Here is a 25,458-nt window from a genome sequence, read left to right as displayed (position 1 = left end):
AACCCCACCGTGACCGGTCTCAGCGTCGAGACTCTGGCGGCGGCCGCTCCGGCGCCCATCACCTCGGCCGGCGACGCCCGGCTGGGGCTCGCCGTCCTCGCGGGCATCGCCGTCATCGTCCTGCTCATCACCCGTTTCAGGCTGCACGCCTTCCTCGCCCTGACGATCGGCTCGCTCGCGCTCGGGTTCCTCGCGGGGGCCCCGGCGGACAAGACGATCGCGAGCTTCACCTCCGGACTCGGCTCCACGGTCGCCGGCGTCGGCGTGCTCATCGCCCTGGGCGCGGTCCTCGGCAGGCTGCTCGCCGACTCCGGCGGCGCGGACGAGATCGTGGACACGATCCTGGCCCGCGCCCGGGGCCGCGCCATGCCCTGGGCCATGGTGCTGATCGCCTCGGTGATCGGGCTGCCGCTGTTCTTCGAGGTCGGCATCGTGCTGCTGATCCCGGTGGTGCTGCTGGTCGCCCGGCGCGGCGGCTACTCGCTGATGCGGATCGGGATCCCCGCGCTGGCCGGCCTGTCGGTGATGCACGGCCTGATCCCGCCGCACCCCGGCCCGCTGGTCGCCGTGGACGCGCTCCACGCGGATCTGGGCGTCACCCTGGCCCTCGGGGTGCTCGTGGCGGTGCCGACGGTGGTCGTCGCCGGGCCGCTGTTCTCCCGTTACGCGGCCCGCTGGGTGGACATACCCGCGCCGCAGGAGCCTCCCGCGCAGACCCCGCCGGCGCCGGCCGCGCGGCGGCCCCGGTTCGGTGCGACGGTGTGCACGGTGCTGCTGCCGGTGGCCTTGATGCTGTTCAAGGCCCTGGCCGACATCGTCGTCGCCGACCCGGCCGACGGGGTCCGCCGGTTCGCGGACGTCGCCGGCTCCCCGCTCGTCGCGCTCCTCGCGGCCGTGCTGGTCGCCATGTTCACCCTCGGCCGGGCGGCCGGCTTCGGCCGGGAGCGGCTGTCGTCCACGGTGGAAAAGTCCCTCGCCCCCATCGCGGGCATCCTGCTGATCGTGGGCGCGGGCGGCGGCTTCAAGCAGACCTTGATCGACGCGGGCGTGGGACGGATGGTCCTGGACCTGTCGCGGGACTGGTCGGTCCCGGCCCTGCTGCTGGCCTGGCTGATCGCGGTGGCGATCCGTCTGGCGACCGGCTCGGCGACGGTCGCCACCATCTCGGCGTCCGGCCTGGTGGCCCCGCTCGCGGCGGGCCTGCCGACGGCGCAGACGGCGCTGCTGGTGCTGGCGGTCGGGGCCGGCTCGCTGTTCTTCAGCCATGTCAACGACGCCGGGTTCTGGCTGGTCAAGGAGTACTTCGGGATGAGCGTCGGACAGACCGTCAAGACCTGGTCGGTGATGGAGACGGTCATCTCGGTGGTCGGGCTGGGCTTCGTCCTGCTGCTGTCGCTCGTGCTGTGAGGACCGCGCGGGCTCAGGACCGCCGGGGGTCCGGGCCGTCCAGCTGGGCCGCCGCGAGGGCGAAGCCGTCGGCGGCGCGGGCGCAGCGGTCGGCGAGGGCGGCCACCTCGGCGCGCAAGGCGTCGGCCTGCGGGCCGCGCCACTCCAGCGCCGCCGCGCCCGCGCGCAGCCGCCGGGCGTGGGCGCGCAGGGCGGCGCAGTGGCCGCGCAGGCCGTCGGCGCGGGCGGACGGGGCGGGGCGCGGCTGACGGCGGTCGCTCACGGGTTCCTCCGGGGGGCGGCGGCGAGCGGGAGGAGGCGGCTGTCCGTCACCGTCCCGTCGGCGGCGGCGGGCTGGTCCGCACCGGGCGGGAAGACCACCCCGGTGCGGAGGCCGGCGGGCGGCCGGGCGTCGGCCGGGGAGCCGGCGGCGTACACGTACGCGACGGTGTAGACGGCGGTGAAGTCCCGGTCGCGGGCCAGGTCCAGGGCGGTGACCGCGCCCATCCGGAGGCCGACCAGGGCGAGTTCGGCCCCGGAGGGGACCAGTGCGCGCAGCGCCCGGGCGACGGCCGGGGCGTAGGCGGCGTCCCGGTCGGGGAGCTGGACGACGTGGCGGAGCGTCCCGTCGGGTCCGGTCACCCGCTGGACGAGCAGCGACCCGGACGGGCCGAGCAGGCCGGTGTTGCGGACGTATCCGGCGAGGGTGCCGGTGGTGTCGAGCGCCTCCGGCAGGCCGGTCCCGGCGGTGCCGGGGACGTCGTCGCCCTGATCGCGTCCGCAGAAGGCCCGCAGGGCGGCGGCGATCCCCAGCAGCGGTTCGGCCCTCACGGCCCGGCCGGTGGCGACCTGCCAGCCCGCGTGGTCGTTGAAGGGGTTCTCGTCGGTCAGCGCGTGCCAGGCCAGGATGTCCGGGAAGGCCGGGGCGAGCAGGGTGAAGGCCCGCCCGGCGCCCCGCTCGCGCACCAGGGTGCGGAACGCGCGGGCCGCGTCGGCCTGCCGGCCCCCGTCCACGGCCCGCAGGACGGCCGCGCAGCCGGGGTCGGCGAGGAGCTCGGGCCGGCCCGCGCTGGCGACGCGGATCCGGGCCTTCAGCCCGCAGACGGCGGCGCTGACCGCCAGGTTCTCGCGCCGGGCCAGGACCCCGGCGAGCCACCCGGCCCGCGCGACCCCCCGCCCGCGCGGGGCCCAGCCGAGGCCGGCCGGGTCGGTGAGGGTGCGCAGCAGGGTCCGCCAGGCGCGGCGCCCCCGGCTGCTGCGGGCCACGAGGGCCCCGGCCGGCAGGCGCGCGCCGAACGCGAGCCCGGAGGCGTACCGGGCGGCTTCGCCCACGGCGTCGGCGGCCTCGGCCAGTTCCCGGCACAGGGCGTCGAGCGTGTCGACGTCCGGGTCGGTGGCCGGCGCGGTCACGGCGTCGGACATGGGCTCCTCGCGGGGGCTGCGTAGGGCGCTGCGCAGGGCGGCTTCGGGGGCTGACGGGATCACCGTACGTCGGCCCCGCGAGCGGCGCGCTCCGACTGCGCTACGGGAGTGGGCCGCCCCCCACGGCCGGTGCGGTGACGGGTCCGGCGGCGAAGGCAGCCTCCCTGAAGGCGGTGCGCGGCCCGGGGCCGGGGCCCTGCGCGGGGCCCGGGAGCAGGATCGCCCAGCGGTCGTGGCGCGGGGCGATCCAGAGGGCGGGGCCGGGGCCGGACGGGGGGTGGTGGGCCCAGACTCCGGCGGGCGCCGGGTGCCAGAGCAGGCCCCGGGAGGGGCTGAGCTCGCCGGTGCGGATGCGCAGCGACTCGGCGGTCCAGGCGCGCGGGACGGGATGCTCGGCCGGGGACAGCAGGTGGCGGAGGAACCGGGTGAGGTCGGCCAGGGTGGTGTGCAGGACGCCGTCGGCGAGGCGGGTGCCGGTCATGCCGAGGGGCTGCCAGATCCGGGCCCGGGCACAGTCTCCGAGCGGGGCGCCGGCGAGGTGTTCGGCGAGGCGGGTGAGGGCGGCGAGCGGGTCCGGGCCGTCGCCGTGCGTGAGGAGCCGGTGGGCGGTGGTCGCGGGGTGCCGGCCGTAGGCGGTGAGCGGGGTGTGGAGGCCCAGTTCGCCCTCGGCCACGAGGGTGCCGAGGACGGGCCAGAGCGCGAGGACCGGGGTGAGGGCGGCGGCGTCGAGCGGGGTGTCCCAGTCGCCGGGCGGGCCGGGGCGGGCGGCGTGGACGGAGTCCGCCGAGCCCACCGCCCAGACCGCGTCCGGATCGGCGGTGCGCATGAGGGCCTCGATCTGCGGCGTCATGCCCGGCACGCTACGTCGGCCCGGGCGGCCCGCCGGGCAGGTCCGGGGGGAAGTCGCGGACGCGTTGCCGCCCGCCACTCGAATGCCGGGGGCGGGCGGCGGGCCGGGGCTACGGCTTGTCGGGGCGTTCGGTCACCCGGACGGCGTTGACGAGGGGTTTGCCGGATCCGCCGTGGGTGACGAAGCGCAGGTCGAGCGCCCCGTCCGTGACCTTGACCGTGTAGGTCCTGGTCAGGGCGGTGTACGGGCCGGCTTCGAGGGCGATGTCCAGGGAGGGCAGGACGAGGGCGCCCTCGGCGAGGACGTCGAAGACGCGTTTGTCGGGCCGGGTGGCGGAGAGCTCGGCGAAGCCCAGCTCCACGGTGTAGGTGCCGTTCGGGACGCCGTCGAAGCGGTAGGCGTACATGCCCTCGCGGGCGGTGCGCAGCAGCCGCTGGTCCTCCGTCGCGGCGATGGCGCGTCCGGTGGACCGTACGGCGGAGGTGCCCAGGTAGCCGTAGGAGCCGGGGGTGTGGGCGCGGTCCGGGGACCAGGGGTCGCCCGCGGCGTCCACGGAGGCCTGGTCGGATCCGGCGTCCACGGCGGCCTGGTAGCGGGGGACGACGAGGGTGACGGGGACGGTGAGGACGGGGGCCCGGCCGCTGGCCGAGGTGATCCTCAGGCCCGTGGTGAGGACCGTGCCGGGGGTCAGCCCGGTGGTGTCGGCCGTCAGGGTGAGCGGGGTCCGGCCGCCCGTCGGGAGGTTCCCGTCGGCGGGTGCGGCCGTCAGCCAGGGGGCGTCCTCGGCGACGGTGAAGGCGGTGGCGAGGCCGGGGTTGGTGAGGTTCAGGGTGCGGGTGCGGCGCTGCCCGGGTGTGAGGACGAGTTCCAGCGCGGGCCGGTCGGCGGTGACCCGGCCCGTGCGCAGGGAGCCGTCGACGGTGGTGACGTCGGCCGCCCTGACCTCGGCGGTGCTCTGAGCGGCCTCGTAGGCCGGGGCGGTGAGGGAGACGGGGCGCGGTCCGGAGGGGCTCTGGACGACGTACCCGCCGTCGGCGGCGGTGGTGGCGGAGACGGCGGTGTCCCCGGTGCCCACGGTCACCGTGGCCCCGGGGACGCCGTTGCCGTCGTTGGCGTCGAGGACGCGGCCGGTGACGACGCCGCTGCGGGTGGTGCGGAAGCCGACGGACAGGCCGTCGGTGAGCACCGGGGTGTTGAAGGAGTACCGGAAGGCGTCGGTGCCGGCCGCGTTCTCCACGCCGACGGTGGCCGAGGAGCCGCTCTTGAGGCCGGTGCCGCCGGTGCCCTTGTAGGAGTAGGAGACGGTGCCGTCCTCGCCGACGGCCGCCGCGAAGGAGAAGGGGTCGGACTGGGCGGACCAGTGGGCCACCTGCCGCCATTCGATGACGTAGGCGCGGTGCGGGGCGGTGCCGGTGACGGCGGTGAAGACGCCGGAGCCGCTGCCGGCGGCGCCGACGACGAGGTCGTCCCAGAAGGGGTAGAGGGCCGCGTTGGGCGTGGCCGCACTCGGGAGGTCGCCGTTGACGTCGCCGGTGTGGTCGCCGCCGAAGCTGACGGTGCCGTTGGTGCCGATCCAGGCCTGGCCGTACGTCTTCCCGTACAGCGGCAGCGGGAAGGGCAGGTCGACGCGCTCGGTGGCGTTGTCGCCGGTCAGGGCGAGCCGCCGGTCTCCGGCGGGGTACGGCCGGCCGGCCGTGGTGGCGCAGGCGTAGCCGTAGGCGTCGGTGCGCTCGGGCAGGGTGAGGGCGACGGTGGTGTCCCCGGCGACCTCGGCCCGGGCGGTGGCGCCGGAGAGGCAGCGGGAGGGATGGGTGGCGGTGAGGTCGTAGCCGCCGTGCGGCAGGGTCACCGCGAAGCGGCCCTGGGCGTCGGTGGTCGCGGTGACCGGGGTGCCGGTGACGGTGACGGTCGCGCCGGGGGCGGGGCCGGCGGCGGAGGAGACGGTTCCGGTGAGGGTGGCGGACGGGGCCGGGGTGAGGGTGAGGTCGCCGGTGGCGGTGGTGTTCTCGACGACGTCGGCGGTGGCGGTCCGTTCGCCGTAGCCGAACTTCGTGGCGGTCAGGGCGTAGGCGCCGGCCGGGAGGGAGGGGAAGCGGTAGCCGCCGTCGGCGGCGGTGACGGCCGTCCGGTCGATCGGGCCGCGGGCGGTGACCTGCGCACCGGCGACGGGTGCGCCGTCGGGGCCGCGCACGGTCCCGGCGAGGGCGCCGGCCGGGCCGCGCGGGGCGGCGGTGACCGCGGCCAGCGCGTCGAGGCGTCCCTCGCCGAAGACGTTGTTGTCGGCGGGGGTGCCGCCGCACTGGCCGTCGGGGGTGTCCTGGGCGCTGCCGTCGAGGAGGGCCTCGGTCCGGGCCACGTCGCCCACGAGGGCGGGTGCGGCCGACCAGAGCAGGGCCACGGTGGCGGCGGTGTGCGGGGAGGCCATGGAGGTGCCGGAGAAGGAGGCGTACTCCCCGCCGGGGACGGAGGAGCGGATGTTCACGCCGGGCGCGGCGATGTCCGGCTTAACGATGCCGCCGGGGCCGGCGCCGCGCGAGGAGAACGGGGCGATGGCCCCGTCGCTGCCGAAGGCGCCGGAGCTGTAGGAGCCGGCGTAGTCGCCGGGCGAGCCGCTGGTGGCGCAGGCGGGGCCGGAGTTCCCGCCTGAGAAGGCGGGGAAGATGCCGGCGGCCCGCCAGGTGTCGACGACCTGGCGGTACCAGTCGTCGTGCGCGGGGCTGCCCCAGGAGTTGTTGACGACGTGCGGGGCGAGGTCGGGGCGCGGGTTCTGCCCCCTGAGATCGGTCGGGGCGACGATCCACTGGCCGGCGGCGAGGAGGGAGGCCTCGGAGCAGGAGTTGGACTCGCAGCCCTTCGCGGCGATCCAGCGGGCGCCGGGGGCGACGCCGATCCTGTTGGTCCCTCCGTCGTCCCCGACCATGGTGCCCATGGTGTGGGTGCCGTGGTTGTTGTTGTCGCAGGGTGCGGCCCCGGCGCAGATCCCGGCGGGGTCGAACCAGTTGTAGTCGTGCTCGTAACTCCCGTCGGCCTTGCGGCCCCGGTACCGGCCGTTGACCGCGGGGTGGGTGTAGTCGACCCCGCTGTCGATGCTGGCGACGACGATCCCCTCGCCCCGGACCCCGAGGCGGTCCCAGACCTGCGGGGCGTTGATCCGGTCCACGTTCCACTCGACGGCGCCCGCGGCGGTCCCTTCGCGGGTGCCCGTGGCGGGTGCGGGGAGGGTGACCTTCTCGTCGGCGTCGATCCGCGCGACCTCGCGGCGCCCGGCGAGCGCGCCGGCGAGTTTGCGGTCGCCGACGACGCGGACGGCGTTCACGATCCAGTACGAGGTGTACTCGGCCCCGGCCCCGTCCAGCGCCTTGAGCAGTCCGGCCTGGGTGCGCGCGGCATGCTCCCGCTGGGTGCGCAGAACCGTTTCGGCTTTGGCGGTGCGGGTCGGCTGCCGGCGGGCGGCCGTGAGGTCGGCGGCGCTGTCCAGGTAGACCCAGAAGGCGGCCTTGCCGGCGCCGTCGAGCTGCGCGCGCAGGGCGGGCTCGACCTTCCGCTCGGCGGGGCCGGGCGCGGGTCCGGGTCCGGGGGCGGCGGCCGCCGTGCCGACGCCGAGGGGCAGGAGCAGGGCGGAGGTGAGGGCGGCGAGCGCCCCGCGTAAGGATCGTCGTCGACGGTTGGGCCGGGCCACGTGTGGTCTCCTCGTACGCCGGGTGCGGAACGTGCGGAACGGACGTGCGCGACGTGTGCGACGTGCGCGGATCATGCTGGAGGAGCCCGTGCCCGGCTCACAAGGACGCCCATCCGGCCGGGCGGCGGCCGGATGCGGTGCCCGCCCGGCGCTCCTCCCACTGGCCCTTCCGGGGCGGGCGGGTCAGCCTGGGGGGATGAGCGCGATACCCGGCGAACCCGTGCCCGGTCCCGGTGCGTCCCCGCCGCCGCCCGGCCCCGCCCCCGCCCCCGGGCCCGGAGCGGAGCCGGGGGTCGTGCTGCGCTCCGCGCGGGGGCGGTGGGTGCTGCTCGCCACCGTCCTGGGGTCGGCCATGGCCCTGCTGGACTCGACCGTGGTCAACGTGGCCCTCCCCCGCATCGGCCGCGACCTCGGCGCGGACCTGGCGGTCCTCCAGTGGACGGTCAACGCCTACCTGCTGACCCTGGCCGGGCTGATCCTGGTGGGCGGGGCGCTCGGCGACCGGTTCGGGCGGCGCCGGATCTTCGTCCTCGGGGTGGTGTGGTTCGCCGTGGGCTCGCTGCTGTGCGGCATCGCCCCGAACGCCGGGGTGCTGATCGGCGCCCGCGCCCTCCAGGGCGTCGGCGGGGCCCTGCTGACGCCCGGCTCGCTCGCGCTCATCCAGGGCTCGATCCGGGCCGACGACCGGGCCCGGGCGGTGGGCCTGTGGTCGGGGTTCGGCGGTGTCGGCGCGGCCGTGGGGCCCTTCCTCGGAGGCTGGCTGGTGGACGGGCCGGGCTGGCGGTGGGTGTTCCTGCTGAACGTGCCGGTGGCCGCGCTGTGCGTGCCGGTGGCGCTGAGACACGTACCGGAATCCCGGGATCCGCAGGCCGGCGGGCGGTTCGACGTGGCCGGCGCGGTGCTCGGGGCGGCGGCCCTGGCCCTGCTCACGTACGCGCTGATCGAGGCGCGCTCCGCCGGCGCGGCCGTCATCGGGGCGGCGGTGGGCGGGGTGCTGCTGTCGGCCGCGTTCGTGTACGTGGAGCGGCGGCGGGCGCATCCGATGGTGCCGCCGGACGTCTTCGCCTCCCGCCAGTTCACGGCCGTCAACCTGGTCACGCTGTGCGTGTACGCGGCCTTCGGCGGGTTCTTCTTCCTCGTCGTGCTCCAGCTCCAGGTGGTGTCCGGGTACTCGGCGCTGGCGGCGGGGGCCGCGCTGCTGCCGACCACCGCCCTGATGCTGCTGCTGTCGGCCCGCGCGGGGGCGCTGGGCGAGCGGATCGGCCCGCGGATCCCGCTCACGGCGGGGCCGCTGCTGTGCGCGGCCGGGATGCTGCTGACGCTGCGCGTGGGGCCGGGGGCCTCGTACGTGCGGGACGTGCTGCCGGCGATGGCGGTGCTCGGCCTCGGCATGGCCGCCCTGGTGGCCCCGCTGACCGCGACCGTGCTGGCCTCGCTGGACCCCGGCCGGGCGGGCCTGGCCAGCGGCATCAACAACGCCGCCGCCCGGGCCGCCGGTCTGCTCGCGGTGGCGGCGCTGCCGCTGCTGGCCGGGATGGGCCCGGACGCCTACCTGTCGGCCGGCGCCTTCGACGCGGCCTACGGGCGGGCCATGCTCTGGTGCGCGGGGCTGCTGGTGGCGGGCGCGGCCCTGGCGTGGGCGACCGTACGCTCCCCCTCGCCCGGGGCCTGCCACCCGGAGTGCCGGACCTCGTGCGCGGTCGGCTCCCCGCCCCTGGAGCACCCGCAGGGGGCGGACCCCCCGCCGCGGCCCGCCCCCTGACGGGTCCCGGAGGCCGTCCGTGTGCTGGAGCGCTCCGGCGGACCTGGTGGCGGGCTCGGCCGTGGCCGCCGTCGGGGTGGTGTGCCTGGCGCGCGTACGGCGGGCCCGGGACCTGCCCGTCGCCGCGCTGCCGCTGCTGCTGGGCGCGCACCAGCTGGTCGAGGCCGCCGTCTGGCACGCGGGCGGCGGCTGTGGTCCGGCCACCACGGCCTGGGCGGTGATCGCGCTGCCCGTGCTGCCGGCGTGGGTGGCGCTGGGGGTGCTGCTCGCCGCCCCGCCCGCCGCGCGGCCCCGGCTGTGGGGGCCGGCGGCCGCCGGGGCGGCCGTCTCCGCGGTGCTCGCGTACCGCCTGGCCGTGCGGCCTGCGGGGGCCGAGGTGCGGGGGCGGGTGATGGGCTACACGGTGGACGTGCCGCTCGCGCCGCTGGTCCTGGCGGGGTACCTGTACGCCGCCCTCGGCTCCCTGCTGCTGTCCGGGGACCGGCGGCTGAGGGCGCTGGGGGCCGTGCTGGGCGCAGGGGCGGCGGTGTGCGCGGCGCTGTGGCGGCTGGAGTTCGCCTCCACCTGGTGCGCGTTCGCGGCGGTGGCGTCGGTGCTGGTGGCGGGCTGGGTCCGGCGGGAGGGGCCGGCTACTGGTTCTGGCCGCCCAGGACGAACAGCAGGTACACGAAGAAGGCGAAGAGGTGGCCGACGAACAGGTACGCGACCAGCCTGATGACCAGGCCGCGCGGGAACTTCGACTCGAAGCGCCGGAAGACGCCGCGCTGCGCGGGCCGTTCGGTGTCGGTGGACATGTTCTCTCCCTTGGACGGCATGAGGACGGCTCCTGGACTGGACCGGCGGCACGCCGGTCGGCTGGTGACGGCTGGGCAGGGTGACGGCTAGGTGTGGTGCTTGGCGGCGCCGCCGAGGCACACTCCGGCGAGGCTGCTCTGGAGCAGGGTGTGGACGAACAGCAGCTCGGCCCCGCCGGGACCGGCCGCGCCGATCCGGTGCGGGGTCAGCGAGTCGAAGTGCGCGCTGTCCCCCGGTTCCAGCAGGTGCTCGGCCTCCCCCAGGTGCAGCCGCAGCCGCCCGCCGAGCACGTACAGCCACTCCTCCCCGGGATGGACGCGGACCAGCTCGCCCTGGCTCCGCCCGGGCGGGACGTGCACGCGCAGCGCCTGCATCCCCCGCCCGGATCCCCCGGCCTGCCAGTACGTCCACCCGTCGGCCTCGCGGGCCCCGGGGCCGCCGGCCCGTACGATGGGGTCGGGGACGCCCGGGGTCTCGCCGAGCAGTTCGGAGACGGTCGTACCGTAGGTGCGGGCGAGTCCGAGCAGCAGCGGCAGCGAGGGCTGGCGCCGGCCGGTCTCCAGCCGCGACAGGTGCGCGGGCGAGAGCCGGGCCCGGGCGGCGGCCGCCTCCAGGGTGAGCCCGGCGCGCCGGCGCAGCTCGCGCAGCTGCGGGGCCACGGCGGGCAGCTCGTCGGCCGCGCCGCCGGGGGCCTGCTGAGGGGGCTGCGGGTTCGCGGTGTCCGAGGGGTCCTCGGGACGGGGGGTCATGTCCCGATTGAGCCAGAATCTTGCCCCGCTGGCAATGTTACTTGCCTCTGAGGCAAAAACACCGCCGGAGCGCCTTCAGCCGCCGTGCTGCCCCAGCACCGTCTCCACGGTGTCGGCCTCCCGCGGACCCTTGTCCGGGCGGTGCCGCAGGACGCGGGCGAAGCGCAGGGCCACCCCCGCCGGGTAGCGCGGGGAGCGCTGGAGGCCGTCGTAGGCGATCTCCACGACCAGCTCCGGCCTGACCCGTACGGTGAACCCGTCGTCCTCGACGGCGAGCTCGCGCAGCCGCCCGGTCTGCCAGCGGAGCATCTCGTCGGTGAGCCCCTTGAAGGTCTTGCCGAGCATGGCGAAGCCGCCGTCGGCGGTCCGGGCGCCCAGGTGCAGGTTGGACAGCAGGCCGGTGCGGCGGCCGTGGCCCCATTCGGCCGCGAGCACCACCAGGTCGAGGGTGTGCACCGGCTTCACCTTCAGCCACTGCTTGCCGCGCCGCCCCGCCGCGTACGGGGAATCGAGCCCCTTGACCATGACCCCCTCGTGGCCCCGGCGCAGGGTCTCGGCCCGGAACGCCTCGGCCGCCTCCGCCTGCGCGGCCGGGTCCTCCACCACCAGCCGGCGGACCCGGGCGGCCTCGGGGACGAGCCCGGCCAGGGCGGCGTACCGTTCGCGGACGGGCAGGTCCAGCAGGGCGCGGTCGCCGAGGGCCAGCAGGTCGAAGAAGTACGCGGTGACGGGCAGGGTGCGGCGGGCCGCGGCCACGTCCACCCGGGAGCCCACCCGGCTCGCGATCTCCTGGAAGGGCACCGGCCGTCCGGCGGCGTCGTGCCCGATGACCTCCCCGTCCAGGATGAACCGCTCCCCCGGCAGGCTCCGGGCCAGCTCGGCGACCTCCGGCAGCCGGCCGGTGATCTCGTCCAGGGAGCGGGTGTACACGTGGACGTCGCCGCCGTCGCGGTGCACCTGGACCCGGATCCCGTCGAGCTTCTCCTCCACCGCGCAGGGGCCGAGCGCGCGCAGGGCGTCCTCCAGGGAACGGGCGGTCCCGGCCAGCATCGGCTGCACGGGCTGCCCGACCCGCAGGGCGACCCCGCTCAGCGCCCCGGCCCCCTCGGCCAGCACCGCCGCGGCCACCCGGGGCAGCGAGCCGTCCAGCATCACCGCCCGGCGCAGCGCGGCGGCCGGCACCCCGGCGGCCGCCGCCACCCCTTCCAGGGCCACCGCGTCCAGCGCGCCCTGGCGCACCTCGCCGGAGAGCAGGCTGCGCAGGAACCGCTGTTCGGCCTCCGTGGCGGCGCCCAGCAGGGAGGCCACGATCCGGCGCCGCTCGGCCTGCGCGCCGGGGCCGGATACGGCGGCCAGCTCGGTCACCGCCGCGTCGACGGCCCGTACGGTCAGGGCGGGCTCCGGGGCGGGCTCGGCGTCCTGGGCGAGGGTGCGCCAGCCGACGCCCGGGCGGCCCTGCGGGAGCCGGCCGGAGAGGTAGGCGATGACCAGGCCGGCCTCGTCGGGCGGCGCGGCGGCGAAGAGCCCGGCGAGCAGGGCGGTCTTCCGCGACCGGGCGGAGGTCTCGGCGACCTCCCGGGACACGCGCGCGACCTCGGCCAGCAGCATGCGGTCCATCCTGCCGCCGCCGGGCCCGCCCCGCAGCACGGGCGGGGCGGGGCCCGCCTACCGCAGGTGCGGTACGCGGGGCCGCGCGGGTACTCCTGGAGAAGGGGCGGGGCTCCCCCTGAGGGAGCTCGGGGAAGGCGATCACGGGCTTTAGGGTTCCCCTATGAAGCTCCGACTGCCCCGGCGGCCCCGGGACCGCCTGCTCGCCGGCGCCGCCGCCCTCGCGGTCCTCGCGGGCGCCGGCACCTGGACGGCCTCGGCCGCCTCCGGGGACGAGCCGGCCGTGCACCGCCTGGACCAGGTCCTGCGGATGCCCGCCACCGGCACCGGCGACTCCGCCGAACCCGAAGCCGGCATCGACACCTCCTTCTTCACGGCCGGGGAGGGCTCCGGGCGCCGTCCGGCCGTCCTCCTCGGCCACGGTTTCGGCGGCAGCAAGGACGACGTCCGCGCGCAGGCCGAACGCCTGGCCCGCGACGGGTACGCCGTCATGACCTGGTCGGCGCGCGGTTTCGGCCGCTCCGGCGGGAAGATCGGGCTGAACGACCCCGAGCACGAGGTCAAGGACGTCTCCGCGCTCATCGACTGGCTGGCCCGCCGTCCCGAGGTGCGGCTCGACGCGGACGGCGACCCGCGCGTGGGCGTGGCCGGCGCCTCCTACGGCGGGGCCGCGGCGCTGCTGGCCGCCGGGTACGACCGGCGGGTGGACGCGATCGCCCCGCAGATCACGTACTGGAACCTCGCGGACGCCCTCTTCCCGCAGGGCGTGTTCAAGAAGCTGTGGGCCGGGATCTTCTTCGCCGGCGGCTCGGCCGACGGCCTCGGTCAGGCGGGCCGCCCGGCCGGCGCGGCCGGCGCGGCCGGCCCCCCGGCGGCGGCCCCGGGCTGTGGACGGTTCGAACCGGGCCTGTGCGCCATGTACGAGCGCGTCGCGGTGGCCGGCAAGCCCGACGCCGAGGCGCGCGAGCTGCTGGAGCGGCGCAGCCCGTCGGCCGTCGGCGACCGGATCAAGGTGCCCGCGCTGATCGTGCAGGGGCAGGACGACTCCCTCTTCCCGCTGGACCAGGGCGACGCCATGGCGAAGGCCATCGCCGCGAACGGAGCCCCGGTCGCCGTGGACTGGGCGGCCGGCGGACACGACGGCGGGATGCGCGAGTCCGGCCGGATCGAGACCCGGGTGAGGACCTGGTTCGACCGCTACCTCAAGGGCGACGAGGGCGTGGACACCGGCCCGGCCTTCCGGATCACTCGTACCGGCGGCATCGACTCCACCGACGGGCGGATCATGGTGCGCGGCGCGAGCGGCGACCGCTACCCCGGACTGCTGTCGGATCCGCGGGCGTTCGCCCTGGCCGGGCGGGAGCAGACCTTCGCCAACCCGGCCGGCGGGGCTCCGCCGGCGCTGTCGGCGCTGCCGGGGATCGGCGGGCAGCTCGCCGCCCTCGGGACCGGGTTCTCCCTGGACTTCCCCGGTCAGAGCGCCCGCTTCGAATCGGAGCCGCTGGCCTCGGAGGTACGGCTCACCGGGACCCCGACCGTCACCCTCGACCTGAGGTCGACGGCCGCGGACGGCTCGGCCGTGCTGTTCGGGAAGCTGTACGACGTGGGGCCCGACGGGAGCCGGCAGGTGCTGCCGAGCCAGCTCGTGGCCCCGGTACGGGTCGCGGACGCGGGCCGGGGCCGGAGCGTGGAGCTGCGGCTGCCGGCCGTCGACCACGTCTTCCAGGCCGGGCACCGGCTGCGGCTGGTGCTCGCGGCCACCGACCTCGGCTACGCCTCCCCGGCCGAGCCGGCCTCGTACACCGTCGCGGTGCGCTCGCCGCTGCGCGTGCCCGTCGCCGACGGGGTGCGCACCGCCACCGCCGGTCTGCCCGGCTGGATCTGGTGGCTGCCGCTCGGCGCGCTGGCGCTGGCCGCCGCGCTGCTCGGGATCCGCCGCCCGGGCGGGAGCCGGGCGGCCGCCGCGCCGCCCGAGCCCGCGCTGGCCGGCGTACCGCTCGACATCACGGGGCTGACGAAGCGCTACGCGAAGTCCCAGGACCGGTACGCCGTGCGCGACCTGTCCTTCCGGGTGGAGCGGGGCCAGGTGCTGGGCCTGCTGGGGCCCAACGGGGCCGGCAAGACCACGACCCTGCGGATGCTGATGGGGCTGATCACGCCGGACGCCGGGGAGATCCGGGTGTTCGGGCACCCGATCCGGCCCGGTGCCCCGGTGCTGTCGCGGGTCGGGGCGTTCGTGGAGGGCGCCGGCTTCCTGCCGCACCTGAGCGGCCGGGCCAACCTGGAGCTGTACTGGGAGGCCACCGGCCGCCCCGCCGAGGACGCGCACCTGGCGGAGGCCCTGGAGATCGCCGGGCTCGGCGACGCGCTGGAGCGGGCGGTGCGCACGTACTCGCAGGGCATGCGCCAGCGCCTCGCGATCGCCCAGGCCATGCTGGGCCTGCCGGACCTGCTGATCCTCGACGAGCCGACGAACGGTCTGGACCCGCCGCAGATCCGGGAGATGCGCGACGTGATGATCCGCTACGCCGCCGCCGGACGGACGGTCATCGTCTCCAGCCACCTGCTGTCGGAGGTGGAGCAGTCCTGCACGCACCTGGTGGTCATGGACCGCGGGCGGCTCGTGCAGGCCGGTCCGGTCGCGGAGATCACCGGCGGCGGGGACACCCTGCTGGTGGCGCTGGAGGGGCCGGTGGACGAGGCGGCCGTGGAGAAGGTCGCCGCGCTGGAGGGCGTCGCCTCCGTGGTCCCCGCCGACGAGGGGCTCCTCGTACGGCTCGACGGCGCGACGCCCGCCGCGCTGATCGCCGAACTCGTGCGGCTGGAGCTGCCGGTGTCGGCCGTGGGGCCGCACCGGCGGCTGGAGGACGCGTTCCTGACCCTGATCGGAGGTGCGGCATGAGCGCCGTACGGGCCTCGGCGGCCGCCGAGGAGACCGCGCCCGGCTACCGGCCGGGGCGGACGCTGCCGCTGCGCGTGGAGGCGCTGCGCCAGTGGCGCCGGCGGCGGACGCTGGTGATGGGCGGGGTGCTGGCCGCACTGCCGTTCATCATGATCATCGCCTTCGCGGTGGGCGGGGCGGACGACGGCCGGGGCGGCACCGACGGCCGGGTCAGCTTCATCGACACCGCCACGGCCTCCGGCGCGAACTTCGCCGCGACCTGCCTGTTCGTGTCGGCCGGCTTCCTGCTGGTGGTGCCGGTGGCCCTGTTCTGCGGGGACACCGTGGCCTCGGAGGCCGGCTGGTCCTCGCTGCGCTATCTGCTGGCCTCGCCGGTGCCCCGGGCCCGGCTGCTGTGGAACAAGCTGGTGGTGGCGCTGGGGTTCAGCCTCGCCGCGATCGTGCTGCTGCCGGTGGTGGCGCTGGCGGCGGGCACGGCCGCGTACAGCTGGGGTCCGCTGAAGCTGCCCGCGGGCGGGGCGCTGCCCGCCGCGGACACGGTGGCGAGGCTGGCGCTGGCCGTGGCCTTCGTGTTCGTGTCACAGCTGGTCACGGCCGGGCTGGCGTTCTGGCTGTCGACGCGCACGGACGCGCCGCTGGGCGCGGTCGGCGGTGCCGTCGGGCTGACGATCGTGGGGAACGTGCTGGACGCGGTGACGGCGCTCGGCTCGTGGCGCGAGTTCCTGCCCGCGCACTGGCAGTTCGCCTGGGTGGACGCCCTTCAGCCGCAGCTGGAGTGGGGCGGCATGGCCAAGGGGGCGGTGGTGTCGGCGTCGTACGCGGTGGTGCTGTTCGCGCTCGCCTTCCGCGGCTTCGCCCGCAAGGACATCGTGTCCTGAGGTCCGGCCAGGACGCGGGCCGCCGAGGGCCCTCCCGGGTGTCCGGGAGGGCCCTCGGGGCGTCCGGGCTCAGGGCAGAACGCGTACGGGCGAGCCGTCGAGGAAGGCGAGGACGTCCTCGACCGCCTCCCGGTAGTACGTGGCGTAGTTGGCCCGGGTGACGTAGCCGAGGTGGGGCGTGGCCAGCAGGTTGGGGGCGGTGCGCAGCGGATGGTCCGCCGGCAGCGGCTCGGTGTCGAACACGTCCAGGCCGGCCCCGGCGATCCGGCCCGTGCGCAGGGCCTCCAGGAGCGCGTCCTGGTCCACGATCGCGGACCGGGAGGTGTTGACCAGGTAGGCGGTCGGCCGCATCAGCGCCAGCTCGGCGGCGCCGATCAGCCCCCGGGTGCGCTCGCCGAGCGCCAGGTGGACGGAGACGAAGTCGCCGTCCGCGAGCAGCGCCTCCTTGGACGGGGCGAGCACGACCCCCGCGGCGTCGGCCCGCTCCTTCGTCAGGTTCGGGCTCCAGGCCGTCACCTCCATGCCGAAGGCGAGACCGATGCGGGCCACCCGGCTGCCGGTCTTGCCGAGGCCCAGCAGGCCGAGGCGGCGGCCGTACAGGTCGGCGCCCACGGTCTGCTGCCAGGGGCCGCCCCCGCGCAGGGCGGTGTGCTCGGTGACGATGCCGCGCGCGAGCCCGAGCAGCAGGGCCCAGGTGAGCTCGACGGGCGGGGTGGAGGAGCTGGCGGTGCCGCACACGGTCACCCCGGCGCGTTCGGCGGCGGCGTAGTCGATGACCGAGTTGCGCATGCCGCTGGCCACCAGGAGCTTGAGACGCGGCAGCCGCGCCAGCAGGCTCGCGGGGAAGGGGACGCGCTCGCGCAGGGTGACGAGGATGTCGTACGCGGCCAGGCGGGCGGCCAGTTCGTCCTCGTCCGCCAGGTGGTCGGGGTAGGAGACCACCTCGACGCCCCGCGCGGTGACCGGCGACCAGTCGGCCAGGGTGGTGGCCACCGCCTGGAAGTCGTCGAGCACCGCGCAGCGCAGCGGGGTCGTCATACGGCGTGGGCCTGGGCCACGGCGTCGATCTCGGCCAGGAGTTCCGCCTCCAGCGGGCGGGCACCCGCGGCCGCGTTGGCGCGTACCTGCTCGGGGGAGGTGGCTCCGGCGATGACGGACGCGCAGCCGGGCTGGGCGGAGAGCCAGCCGATGGCGAGTTCCAGCACGGTGCGTCCGTGCTTCTCGGCGATCGCGGCCAGGGCCTCCACGGTGTCGAGGCGCTCCTCGGTGAGGTAGGAGTCCCGGCCTTCGAGGCGGGAGCCGGCCGGGACGGGGGCGCCCCGGCGGATCTTGCCGGTGAGCAGGCCGTTGGCGAGCGGGAAGTACGGCAGGACGCCGAGGCCGTAGTGGCGGGCGGCGGGCACCAGTTCGCGCTCGGCGGACCGCTCCAGCAGCGACCATTCGTTCTGCGCCGACACGAAGGGCACCGTGCCGCTCTCGCGGGCGGTGTGGGCGGCTTCGGCGAGCTGCCAGCCGCTGAGGTTGGAGTGGCCGAGGTAGCGGACCTTGCCCTCGGCGACGAGCTCGCCGAGCGCGGCGAGGGTCTCGGCGACCGGGGTGGCGGGGTCGGGGCTGTGCAGCTGGAGGAGGTCGATGTGGTCGGTCTCCAGGCGGCGCAGGGACTCCTCGACGGCGCGCCGGATGTAGGCCCGGCCGCCCCGGGAGCCGGCGGCGGGCCCGTATCCCATGTCGACGCCGTCGTAGCCGAACTTGGTGGCGAGGACCACCTGGTCGCGGCGGCCCTTGAGGACCTGGCCGAGGTGGCGCTCGGAGCCGCCCCGGCCGCCGTAGATGTCGGCGGTGTCGAGGAGGGTGATCCCGGAGTCGAGGGCGGCGTCGACGACGGCGCGGGTGGCCTGGAGGTCGAGGCGGGCGCCGAAGTTGTTGCAGCCGAGGCCTACGGCGGAGACCAGGAGACCTGAACTGCCCAGGGGGAGATAGCGCATGAGGGACCGTCCTCCACACTCATCGGTACATGATCGACAAGCGGCCAGTCTAGGCATACCGCCCGGTCGGGCGATACGGTCCGCGGCCCCTGCCGCGTGAACACCCTGTGTCGTACGCGAACACCCTGTGCCGTGCGGTCTCCGCGCCGACGCGGAAGGCGCCGCCGGCGGGGTGCCGGCGGCGCCTTCAGCGCACGTTCCGGTTCAGCCGTTGGCGGCGGCCAGCAGCACGTCCACCAGCCGCTCGGCGGCGTCGGGCCGACCGTACGCCCGGGCCGCCTCGGCCATCCGCGCCCGCCGGCCGGGGTCGGTGAGGAGCGGGCCGACCGCCTCCGCGAGACCGTGCGCGGTGACCTCGCCGAGCAGGGCGACGGCGGCGCCCGCGTCCGCCAGGTACTGGGCGTTGTGCGCCTGCTCGTTGCCGGCCGAGGTGGCCAGCGGGACGAACACCGCGGGCTTGCCCAGCGCGGTCAGCTCGGCCAGGGTGCCCGCCCCGGACCGGGAGATCACGATGTCGGCGAGGGCGAGCACGTCGGGCAGCTCCGGACCGACGAAGCCGGTCACGTGGTAGCGGCCCGCGAGGACGGGGTCCAGTCCGGCCGCGGCGAAACGGAGTTCGTCGACGTTGGCCGGGCCGCACTGGTGGATCACGTTCGCGTGGCTCAGCAGCCACGGGAGCACCTCGCGCACCACGCCGTTGATCTGCTGGGCGCCCTGCGCGCCGCCGGTGACGTAGACGGTCGGCAGACGGCGGTCGAAGCCGACGAGGTTCAGCGCGTGCACGGCCTTGTCGGGGTGCCCCGACAGCACCTCGGGACGGACCGGGTTGCCGGTGACGACGGCGCGGTCGCGCACCTCGGCCGACAGCAGCGGCAGCGAGGACTCGGAGGAGACGGCGATGCGCGTCGCGGACCCGGCGAGCTTGCGGTTGGCGAGGCCGAGACGGACGGTCTGCTCGTGCAGCACGAGCGGCCGCTTGCACAGCCGCGCCGCCAGGCCGGCCGGAACGGCGACGTACCCGCCCGTGGCGAGGACGACGTCGGGCTCGAACTCGGAGACGATCGTCCGCGCCTGGGCCACGCCGAGCGGCACGCGGGCCATGTCCTTCATGTTCGCGGCCGACAGCATCTTGAGCGGGTTCGCGGAACGGCGGATCTTGCCGGTCGCGACGGTCTTGAACGCGATCCCCTCGGCCGGCGCGACGCGCGCCTCCAGGCCGTCGGCGGTCCCGATCCACAGCACGTCGAGCGTGCCGCCGGCGGCCGCGAGCCGCCGCTGCAGGGTACGGATCGCGGTCAGGGCGGGGTAGGTGTGACCACCGGTCCCCCCACCCGTGACGAGCAGCCGGAAGGAACGCGGAAGCGCGGAAGAAAGGTTCACCCGGCCCACCCTACTGTCCTGCCGGGAACATCTCCCTCCGGGGCCGCCCGTCGGCGAAGTCGCACTGCAGGTCCGTCCAGCGGCGCAGCCGCCCGGGCTCGTGCCACCGGGGGTCGCGGCCGCCGAACCGGGCCTCGGCCCAGCGCTGCCAGAGACCGCCGGGGGCGGTGAAACGGTCCGCGTGGCGGGTGCCGAGGCGGGCGTCGAGGTGGAGCAGGGCGCCGAGGGCGGCCTCCTGGTCGTACATGAGGTCGGTGCGGGGGAGGTAGCGGTCCAGGTAGGCGGCGAGGAGCGCGGCGTCCTCGTGCGTGCCGAACCGGGCGAGGGCGAAGCAGTAGCCGCGGCCGGCGTACCAGGTCTCGCTGGCGAGCAGGAGTTCACCCAGGCGCTCGCGGAACGAGGTCCGCCGGCCGACGCCGATCAGCCAGGCGGCGGCCAGGCGCGGGCGCCAGCCGTGGTCCAGGAGAACTTCCAGCTCGGGGTCCGTGATGGCGGCGGCGTCCTCGGCCAGCCGGCGGACGAAGCGTTCCACGTGCGGCCCGCCCCGCACCATCATGCGGAGGCCGTTCAGTTCGAGGTAGCGCGGGAATTCCGAGTCCACGCACGTCACGTAGCGCTCGAGCAGGACGCGGTAGCCGACGTCCTCGATGTGGTCGTGCGCCATGGGCCCCTCCCGGCGGTGACGGCGGTCCGTGTGCGCAGTCTCCTCGACGGGCCGGTGGCGGCGCCAGACGATGGTGCGGGGGCAGCGCCCGAAGCGTTCCAGGATGTTCCGTATGCCCGAGGGGTTCCGTCCCGGCTACCCGGCCCGGGCTCGTCGACCCGGTGCTCGCGTACGCGGGCCGGCCGGTCCGGACCGCCCTGGAGATCGGCGCCGGGACGGGGAAGGCGACCCGGGTGTTCACCGGGCGGGGGACCGCCATCACCGCGACGGAGCCCGACGCCGCCATGCTCGCCGAGCTGCGCCCGCACGTACCGGCGACGGTGCGGACCTGTGGGCCACGTGCGAGGAACTACGCCCGGGCGAACGGCACGGACCGGTCTACGCGGCCCCGCACGGGACGCGGCCGTGGGACGGTGGCCGCGCGTGGCCGCGCTGCTCGGGGGGGGCCGGTCCGGCCCGGCCGACCCGGAGGTGGAGGAGGTGGTGCGGGCGGCCCGTGCGCCGTCCCGGAGAGCGACGAGGGCCCGTCCCCGGACGGGGCGCCCTCGGCCTACGGCATGCGCGGTGGTGGGTACGGAACTGCAGCGGTCCGAGCAGTTCACCGACGTCCGGCAGGCGGTGGCCGAGCGGCGCCTGACGATGAGCGCCGACGACTACGCCGGCCACCTCCCGGTGCCGCAGGCCGCGGAGCGGGAGGAGGCCTTCCGCCGGATCACCCGGGCCCTGCCGCCGACGGTCGCCATCACGGCCGCCGACACCGTCCACCTCGCCCGCCTGCGCGAGGAACCTGTCTCTTCCGGGTCTCGCTCCCCCGGCTACCGCCGGGAGGTGCCCCCGGACGGACCCGCGCCGCGCCGGCACCGCACCTCACGGCGTCGGCGGGGCCCCAGCGGTAGCCGGGGGACGACGCGGACTTGACCGGAAAGATCCGGCGCGCCCGGCCTCCATGGGTGATGATCACCGCATGAAACCCCCTCACCTCCCGACGACCGAGTCGGCCGTCCGCGCGATACGCGAGATCGCGGAGGAACACCGCCTGACGATGACCGTCAGCGACGACATCGGCGCGGACCAGACCTCACGCCGCACGACGGCCGGCATCGGCGCGACCCTCGACCCGGACGGCTCCCTGCCGCACGAGGCGTTCGTCGACCTCGCGGGCACGCCCGCGGTCAGCGTCCGTCTCTTCCCGGACGACGACGCCAAGATCACGGTGGAGGACGTCGAGTTCCACGACGTCCCGCGCGACTCGGTCCCCGCCTTCCTCCGCTCGGTTTACGGCGGCCTCGCCCACACCAAGAGCCGCTTCTTCCCGCCCGGCCTGTGGCTGGTCGTGCCGCTGCCCGGCGACACGACCTACAAGGAACGCGCCAACGCCCTCCACCCCACACCCTGGCTCCTGCGCATCGCCCGCGACCCCCGCCACACGTAACGCGGCCGGGAGGCGGACCTACGCTGGACGCGTGGCGGAGGTGAGGCGCGTGAGGAGGCCGCGGCATGGCTGAGGCGGACGCGTGGGCGGAGTCCGGGCGGGAGCTCGGCGAGGTCCAGCGGGAGCACTGGGAGCGGACCTACGGTGAACACCCCGGTATGTACGGGGAGGAACCCTCCGAGCCCGCCGTGCACGCCGCCGGGGTCTTCCGGGCCGCCGGCGCGCGGGAGGTGCTGGAGCTGGGGGCCGGGCACGGGCGTGACGCCCTGTACTTCGCCCGCGCCGGCTTCGACGTGCTGGCCGTCGATTTCAGCCCGGTCGGCCTGGAGCAGCTGCGCCGGGGCGCGGACGCCCGGGGGGTGGGGGCCCGGGGGGTGGGCGGGCGGATCACGACGGCCGTCCACGACGTCCGTACGCCACTGCCCCTCGGGGACGCCTCCGTGGACGGTGTGTTCGCGCACATGCTGCTCTGCATGGCGCTGTCCACGCGGGAGATCCACGGGCTGGTCGGCGAGGTCCGCCGGGTGCTGCGCCCGGGCGGCAGCTTCGTCTACACCGTCCGTCACACCGCAGACGCGCACTACGGGGCCGGCACCGGCCACGGGGACGACGTCTGGGAGCACGGCGGCTTCGCCGTCCACTTCTTCTCTCGGGCCTTGGTCGACGCCCTCGCGAAGGGGTGGACGCTCCGGGAGGTCCGCCCCTTCGAGGAGGGCGGCCTGCCGCGCAGGCTGTGGCGCGTCACCCAGACCACACCGTCAGCCGCACCGGAGTGACGCACGGCGGCGGGCGGACCTGACCAACGCCGCGCCGCGCCCGGACGCATGCCGGAATCGGGCCTGCGGGTGAACCAGGGGGCCGCGCGCACGTGTCGGCGCCCCCGGTGGGCCGCGCTCTGTGAGCATCTCCCTGCCCACTACCCGGACCACCGGCCCTGCCCACTGCCCGCCGCCCTCAAGCTCCTCGGTCTCCGACGCCTCGGGCGGCGCCCGGGTCCCGGGATTCCCCGCAGGAGGTGCCCGCGTGACCAGCCCCGCTCCCTCCTCCGCCCGGCCCGTCACGGTGCTCGCGATGAGCGCGGACACCCGGGCGGCCGTCCTCGGCGGCCGGGCCCTGGCCGAACTCGTCCGGGTCGCCGACGTGGACCCCGGGCTGCTGCTCGCCGACTTCGCCCGGCACGACCCGGTGCTCGGCGGGCGGCTCGACCGCGTCGAGGTGCTGTTCACCGGGTGGGGGTGCCCCTCCCTGGACGCGGACGCCCTGCGCCGGATGCCCCGGCTGCGTGCCGTCGTACACGCCGCCGGAAGCGTCAAGCAGCATGTGACCGCCGCCTGTTGGGAGCGCGGCCTGCTGGTCTCCAGCGCGGCCGCCGCGAACGCCCTGCCCGTCGCCGAGTACACGCTCGCCGCGATCCTCTTCGCCAACAAGCGGGTCCTGGAGTCCGCCCACGCCTACCGCCGCGCACGCGGTCCGCTCGACCCGCTCGACCTCTGCCGGACGGGCGGCAACTACCGGCGCACCGTCGGAATCGTCGGTGCCTCCCGGGTCGGCCGGCGGGTGCTGGAGCTGCTGCGGCCCTTCGACCTGAGGGTCCTCGTGCACGACCCGTACGCCGACCCGGCTGAACTCGCCTCCCTCGGCGGCGAGACCTGCGGCCTGGACGAACTGCTCGGCCGCAGCCACGTGGTCAGCCTGCACGCCCCCGAACTCCCGGAGACCCGTGGTCTGCTGAACGCCTCCCGGCTGGCGCTGATGCCGGACGGCGCCACGCTGATCAACACGGCCCGGGGCGCCCTCGTCGACACGGCGGCGCTGACGCGGGAGCTGGTCTCCGGCCGGCTGTACGCCGTTCTCGACCACACCGAGCCGCAGGTGCTGCCCGCCGACTCCCCCCTGTACGACCTGCCGAACGTCCTGCTCACCCCCCATGTGGCGGGGTCGCTGGGCGGGGAACTGGAGCGGCTGGCGGTCACGGCGGTCGAGGAGCTGGAGCGCTACGCGCGGGGTGCCGGCTTCCGCTACCCGGTGGACCCGGGCCGCCTGGCCTACTCGGCCTGATCGCCATGGACCACCAGCCCCTCCAGGTGTTCGCGGCCCCGGGCGAGCCTCGGCCCGGCCAGCTCGGCCGCCCCGGGGTACCAGCGTCTCTCGTATTCCCAGCACAGCCAGCCGTCGGCCGGGGTCCCGGCCACCGCTCCGGCGAGCGGCAGCACACCCACGCCGAGCGGGACCGGGGTGAGGTCGTCGGCCGAGGCCACGTCCTTGACCTGGAGGTAGCCCAGGTGCGGCCCCAGTCTGCGTCTCGACTCGTCCGGCCGCTCCCCGCCCAGCCAGGTGTGCAGTACGTCCCAGAGCGCGCCCGCCGCCGGATGGCCGACCGCGTCGAGCACGCGGGCGGCGTCGGCCGCCGTCCGGTGCGAGTCGTGGGTCTCGAGCAGGATCCGGACCCCGTTCCGCTCCGCGTGGGGGGCCGCTTCCCTCAGTCGGCGTACGGCGTTGGCGTCGGCCTGTGGCCCGGGCAGACCGGCCCCGCCCGGGAAGACCCGTACGTAAGGGGCTTCGAGGTCGGCGGCGAGGCGGACGAGGGCCTCCAGCTCGGCGAGGACCGGCCCGTCGGCGCCGGGCGCGGCGACCTTGGTGTAGCCGGCGACACCGAGGACGCCCACGCCCGCGCGGTGGAGGGTCCGCAGCCCGGCCGTGCGGTCCCCCGGCGGGCTCTGCGGGTGCAGCGGCTCCTCGGGGTGGGCGCGCAGTTCGAGTCCGTCGTAGCCGTGGGCGGCGGCCAGCCCGGCGCTCCGGGCGAGGGGTGTACCCGGCAGGCCGAGGGTCGAGAACGCGTACCTCACGGCGTCCTCCCGGTGGCCGGTGGCGGGGCGGTGGAGCCCCGCACCATGAGTTCGGTGGGCAGGGTGGTGATTCCTCCCGGTGGCAGGGGCCGGCGGCCGGTCACCAGCTGGGCGGCCAGCGCGCCCGCCTCGCGTAGCGGCACCCGGACGGTGGTGAGGGCGGGGGCGGTGTCCTGGCTGAAGGGCAGGTCGTCGAAACCGGCGACCGAGACGTCCTCGGGTATGCGCAGGCCCGCTTCGCGCAGCGCGGCGGCCGCGCCCGCGGCCGCCGCGTCACCGGCCGCGGCGACGGCCGTGAACGGCTCGCCCCTGCGCAGCAGTTCACGGGTGGCGTCATAGCCGGCGGAGCGCTCGGACCCGGCGTGGACGGTGAGCGGGGCGCAGGCGTCGGTCAGCGCCGGGTCATGCCGGCGCAGGGCCTCCCGGTGTCCGGCGAGGCGCTCGCGGGTGCTGCTGCGATCCGGGGGGCCGGCGACGTAGGCGATGCGCCGGTGGCCGAGTGCCAGGAGGTGTTCGGCGAGCCGGAAGGCGCCTCCTCTTTCGTCGAACACGACGGTGGCGACGGGCAGGGCGGGGGACACCGGCAGGGGCGGGCGCCCACACAGGACCACGCGGGCTCCGGCGGCGGCCATGCGGGCGACCCGGGCGGCGAGCGCCGCGGTCTGCTCCGGATCCTCGGCGGCGGCGCCGGCGAGGACGACGCCTCCGGCGCGCTGGCCTTCCAGCAGGGCGAGGCAGGCGGTCTCGGTGGCGGGAACGCCCTGGGTGTTGCAGACCACCGAGAGCCGGCGCGCCTCCCCCTCCCCGGTGGGGTCGAGGCCGTGCTGCAAGCCGCCGGTGAGGACGCCGAAGTATCCGTCGGCGATGTCGTGCACGAGGATTCCGATGAGGTCGGAGGTGGCGCCCGCGAGGGCGCGGGCGGGGGCGTTGGCGATGTAGCCCAGTTCCTCGACGGCCCGCTCCACCCGGGTCCGGGTGCCGCCGGCCACCGGATAGCCGCCGTTCAGTACGCGCGAGACCGTGGCGGGCGACACCCCCGCGTGTGCCGCGACCTCCGCGAGAGTCACTGCCATGTCCGTCCCCTCCCCCTGTGACGGCCCTCCGCCGTGGTCGGCCGTCG

Annotated in this window: 22 protein-coding genes; 9 read left to right on the top strand and 13 right to left on the bottom strand. The window is 76.3% G+C overall.

Features of this window, described 5'->3' with window-relative positions; translation table 11 throughout:
• Nucleotides 1–9: 9 nt before the first annotated feature.
• Nucleotides 10–1,407 carry a GntT/GntP/DsdX family permease gene (locus ABT403_RS03965; RefSeq protein ID WP_344157969.1) on the top strand — a complete coding sequence of 466 codons (1,398 nt, stop codon included), beginning with the start codon at nt 10–12 and terminating at the stop codon, nt 1,405–1,407.
• 13 nt (nt 1,408–1,420) lie between these two features.
• On the opposite strand, the gene ABT403_RS03960 is transcribed toward ABT403_RS03965, so the two are convergent.
• The 4 genes from ABT403_RS03960 to ABT403_RS03945 form a co-directional block, all read right to left on the bottom strand.
• Nucleotides 1,421–1,669: a hypothetical protein gene (locus ABT403_RS03960; RefSeq protein ID WP_344157966.1), complete on the bottom strand. Its 249-nt coding sequence runs from the start codon at nt 1,667–1,669 to the stop codon at nt 1,421–1,423.
• Entirely contained in the window at nt 1,666–2,808 is a 1,143-nt protein-coding gene (locus ABT403_RS03955) for a hypothetical protein (protein ID WP_344157963.1), read from the bottom strand. The genes ABT403_RS03960 and ABT403_RS03955 overlap by 4 nt, the downstream gene beginning before the upstream one ends.
• Nucleotides 2,809–2,908: 100 nt before the next feature.
• Nucleotides 2,909–3,658 (bottom strand): serine hydrolase domain-containing protein, encoded by a 750-nt coding sequence (locus tag ABT403_RS03950; protein ID WP_344157960.1) that lies wholly within the window; start codon nt 3,656–3,658, stop codon nt 2,909–2,911.
• A gap of 109 nt (nt 3,659–3,767) precedes the next feature.
• The gene (locus ABT403_RS03945) at nt 3,768–7,337 is read right to left on the bottom strand and encodes a S8 family serine peptidase (RefSeq protein ID WP_344157957.1); all 3,570 of its coding nucleotides are present in this window, start codon (nt 7,335–7,337) and stop codon (nt 3,768–3,770) included.
• Nucleotides 7,338–7,533: 196 nt separating this feature from the next.
• Here ABT403_RS03945 and ABT403_RS03940 point away from each other — a divergent pair, with 196 nt between their 5' ends.
• Together ABT403_RS03940 and ABT403_RS03935 are read left to right on the top strand one after the other, a co-directional pair.
• Nucleotides 7,534–9,099 (top strand): MFS transporter, encoded by a 1,566-nt coding sequence (locus tag ABT403_RS03940; protein ID WP_344157954.1) that lies wholly within the window; start codon nt 7,534–7,536, stop codon nt 9,097–9,099.
• Between the two features lie 19 nt (nt 9,100–9,118).
• Nucleotides 9,119–9,814, top strand: coding sequence for a DUF6629 family protein (locus tag ABT403_RS03935; protein ID WP_425580176.1), 696 nt, complete (start codon nt 9,119–9,121; stop codon nt 9,812–9,814).
• On the opposite strand, the gene ABT403_RS03930 is transcribed toward ABT403_RS03935, so the two are convergent.
• The 3 genes from ABT403_RS03930 to ABT403_RS03920 form a co-directional block, all read right to left on the bottom strand.
• Entirely contained in the window at nt 9,729–9,914 is a 186-nt protein-coding gene (locus tag ABT403_RS03930; RefSeq protein ID WP_425580175.1) for a DUF6126 family protein, read from the bottom strand. The genes ABT403_RS03935 and ABT403_RS03930 overlap by 86 nt on opposite strands.
• Before the next feature lie 66 nt (nt 9,915–9,980).
• Nucleotides 9,981–10,643 carry a helix-turn-helix domain-containing protein gene (locus ABT403_RS03925; protein WP_344157951.1) on the bottom strand — a complete coding sequence of 221 codons (663 nt, stop codon included), beginning with the start codon at nt 10,641–10,643 and terminating at the stop codon, nt 9,981–9,983.
• A gap of 75 nt (nt 10,644–10,718) precedes the next feature.
• Nucleotides 10,719–12,251, bottom strand: a complete 1,533-nt coding sequence (locus ABT403_RS03920) for an ATP-dependent DNA ligase (RefSeq protein ID WP_344157948.1) — start codon at nt 12,249–12,251, stop codon at nt 10,719–10,721.
• Between the two features lie 163 nt (nt 12,252–12,414).
• On the opposite strand from ABT403_RS03920, the gene ABT403_RS03915 reads away from it, so the two are divergent.
• Together ABT403_RS03915 and ABT403_RS03910 are read left to right on the top strand one after the other, a co-directional pair.
• Nucleotides 12,415–15,153 (top strand): alpha/beta fold hydrolase, encoded by a 2,739-nt coding sequence (locus ABT403_RS03915; protein ID WP_344157945.1) that lies wholly within the window; start codon nt 12,415–12,417, stop codon nt 15,151–15,153.
• Complete coding sequence (locus ABT403_RS03910) at nt 15,150–16,031, top strand: ABC transporter permease (RefSeq protein ID WP_344157942.1); 882 nt, start codon at nt 15,150–15,152, stop codon at nt 16,029–16,031. The genes ABT403_RS03915 and ABT403_RS03910 overlap by 4 nt, the downstream gene beginning before the upstream one ends.
• A 69-nt stretch (nt 16,032–16,100) precedes the next feature.
• Here the strand turns inward: ABT403_RS03910 and ABT403_RS03905 are convergent, their stop codons facing one another.
• The 4 genes from ABT403_RS03905 to ABT403_RS03890 all read right to left on the bottom strand — a co-directional run bounded on the left by ABT403_RS03905 (nt 16,101) and on the right by ABT403_RS03890 (nt 20,060).
• A complete protein-coding gene (locus tag ABT403_RS03905) occupies nt 16,101–17,069 on the bottom strand; it encodes a D-2-hydroxyacid dehydrogenase family protein (protein WP_344157939.1) in 969 nt (322 codons plus the stop codon).
• Entirely contained in the window at nt 17,066–18,016 is a 951-nt protein-coding gene (locus ABT403_RS03900; RefSeq protein ID WP_344157936.1) for an aldo/keto reductase, read from the bottom strand. The genes ABT403_RS03905 and ABT403_RS03900 overlap by 4 nt, the downstream gene beginning before the upstream one ends.
• A 204-nt stretch (nt 18,017–18,220) precedes the next feature.
• A complete protein-coding gene (locus ABT403_RS03895; RefSeq protein ID WP_344157933.1) occupies nt 18,221–19,396 on the bottom strand; it encodes a UDP-N-acetylglucosamine--N-acetylmuramyl-(pentapeptide) pyrophosphoryl-undecaprenol N-acetylglucosamine transferase in 1,176 nt (391 codons plus the stop codon).
• 10 nt (nt 19,397–19,406) lie between these two features.
• Entirely contained in the window at nt 19,407–20,060 is a 654-nt protein-coding gene (locus ABT403_RS03890) for a DUF6000 family protein (protein ID WP_344157930.1), read from the bottom strand.
• Nucleotides 20,061–20,627: 567 nt separating this feature from the next.
• Here ABT403_RS03890 and ABT403_RS03885 point away from each other — a divergent pair.
• From ABT403_RS03885 to ABT403_RS03870, 4 genes are all read left to right on the top strand, one after another.
• Nucleotides 20,628–20,978, top strand: a complete 351-nt coding sequence (locus ABT403_RS03885; RefSeq protein ID WP_344157927.1) for a hypothetical protein — start codon at nt 20,628–20,630, stop codon at nt 20,976–20,978.
• Nucleotides 20,979–21,024: 46 nt separating this feature from the next.
• On the top strand, nt 21,025–21,492 hold the full coding sequence (locus tag ABT403_RS03880) for a hypothetical protein (protein ID WP_344157924.1): 468 nt from the start codon (nt 21,025–21,027) through the stop codon (nt 21,490–21,492).
• Between the two features lie 65 nt (nt 21,493–21,557).
• On the top strand, nt 21,558–22,268 hold the full coding sequence (locus ABT403_RS03875; RefSeq protein WP_344157921.1) for a class I SAM-dependent methyltransferase: 711 nt from the start codon (nt 21,558–21,560) through the stop codon (nt 22,266–22,268).
• Nucleotides 22,269–22,563: 295 nt separating this feature from the next.
• Nucleotides 22,564–23,550, top strand: a complete 987-nt coding sequence (locus ABT403_RS03870; RefSeq protein ID WP_344158952.1) for a hydroxyacid dehydrogenase — start codon at nt 22,564–22,566, stop codon at nt 23,548–23,550.
• On the opposite strand, the gene ABT403_RS03865 is transcribed toward ABT403_RS03870, so the two are convergent.
• Complete coding sequence (locus tag ABT403_RS03865; RefSeq protein ID WP_344157918.1) at nt 23,538–24,338, bottom strand: sugar phosphate isomerase/epimerase family protein; 801 nt, start codon at nt 24,336–24,338, stop codon at nt 23,538–23,540. The two genes, ABT403_RS03870 and ABT403_RS03865, sit on opposite strands and share 13 nt — an antisense overlap.
• Nucleotides 24,335–25,411: a LacI family DNA-binding transcriptional regulator gene (locus ABT403_RS03860; RefSeq protein WP_344157915.1), complete on the bottom strand. Its 1,077-nt coding sequence runs from the start codon at nt 25,409–25,411 to the stop codon at nt 24,335–24,337. Before ABT403_RS03860 ends, ABT403_RS03865 begins: the two co-directional genes overlap by 4 nt.
• Nucleotides 25,412–25,458: the final 47 nt, after the last annotated feature.

This window comes from Streptomyces sp. NPDC000075 (assembly GCF_040301925.1).
GTDB classification, from domain to species: domain Bacteria; phylum Actinomycetota; class Actinomycetes; order Streptomycetales; family Streptomycetaceae; genus Streptomyces; species Streptomyces polychromogenes.
The sequence above is the reverse complement of the archived record's forward strand: the minus strand, read 5'-3'. Positions and strand labels throughout refer to the sequence as shown.